Source organism: Caballeronia sp. AZ7_KS35 (assembly GCF_023631045.1).
Classification (GTDB): Bacteria; Pseudomonadota; Gammaproteobacteria; order Burkholderiales; family Burkholderiaceae; genus Caballeronia; species Caballeronia zhejiangensis.
On record NZ_JALQDV010000090.1, the window covers coordinates 1 to 1,186 of the forward strand.

Sequence of the window (1,186 nt, forward strand, 5' to 3'; positions counted from 1 at the left end):
TGGAGCATTTCAAGCAAGCGACGCCCCAGGGCGAAGCCTGGCTTCACGGCGCGCCCTTGCTGGTGATGTGCGGACTGGTCGCCACGACCATGCTCGTCGTCTACCTGCTTCCGCGACTGACCAAGGCTATCCCGCCGGCGCTTGTCGCCATTGTCGGCGTTGGTCTGGTCTGCCAGTTCTTCCAACTGCCCGCGCGAACGCTGGGAGACATGGCTCACATTGCAGGCGCCTTCCCGACCTTTCACTTGCCCGCCGTCCCCCTGGATCTGCAGACGCTCGAAGTCGTGTTCCCGTACGCCCTGCTCATGGCGATAGTAGGTTTGCTGGAGACGCTGCTGACATTCAATCTTACTGACAACATTACCGATACCGTCGGCCGCCCGAATCGCGAGTGCCTTGCACTCGGGATAGCGAATGTGGCTTCGGGTTTCTTCGGCGGCATGGGCGGTTGCGCGATGATCGGTCAAACCATGATCAACCTTACTTCGGGGGGGCGCAGTCGCGTTTCCGGTGCGACAAGTGGCATCATGATTCTGCTTTTCATCCTTTTTCTATCTCCGCTTATCGAACGCATCCCTCTGGCAGCACTTGTCGGCGTCATGTTCGTCGTAGCACAGCAGACCTTTGCCTGGGGATCTCTCCGGGTGCTCGGAAAAGTGCCCCGCAACGATGCGCTGGTCATCGTCCTGGTTACTGTCATTACAGTCTTTACCGACCTGGCCGTTGCGGTCTTGTCGGGCATTGTCATTGCGGCGTTGAACTTTGCTTGGCAGCATGCCCGCGAGATCCGAGCGGACATCAAGGATGGCGCGGATAATTCGCTGACCTATCTCCTACATGGCACCTTGTTCTTCGCATCTACTGGGAATTTCCAGGACCTTTTCAAGCCGCAAAGTGATCCGGAGACCGTCATCGTCGATTGCCAACATCTGCACCTAGCAGATCATTCTGCGATCGCTGCACTCGAGACTCTAAAAGAACGGTATCAGAAGGCGGGAAAGGGTCTGCGATTCGCGAATCTGTCGGCTCGTAGTCAGCAACTGCTCAAGCGAGCCGGGATTGCGTTTTTACACGCTGACCTGACAACTTAGTTGTAGCGGCAAGTGTCTCGACTCGATCGCTCGCGCGTTTGGCTGCCCAGACTTGGAACAGCCTGCTGCGACGGTAAGGGGATCTGCTTGTACAC

1 protein-coding gene is annotated in these 1,186 nt (G+C 57.4%); it reads left to right on the plus strand.

What is annotated here, in order from left to right; translation table 11 throughout:
- Nucleotides 1-1,091 (plus strand): SulP family inorganic anion transporter (locus NCT05_RS36630; protein ID WP_250504796.1); only part of this gene is annotated, 1,091 nt, incomplete at its 5' end.
- Nucleotides 1,092-1,186: the final 95 nt, after the last annotated feature.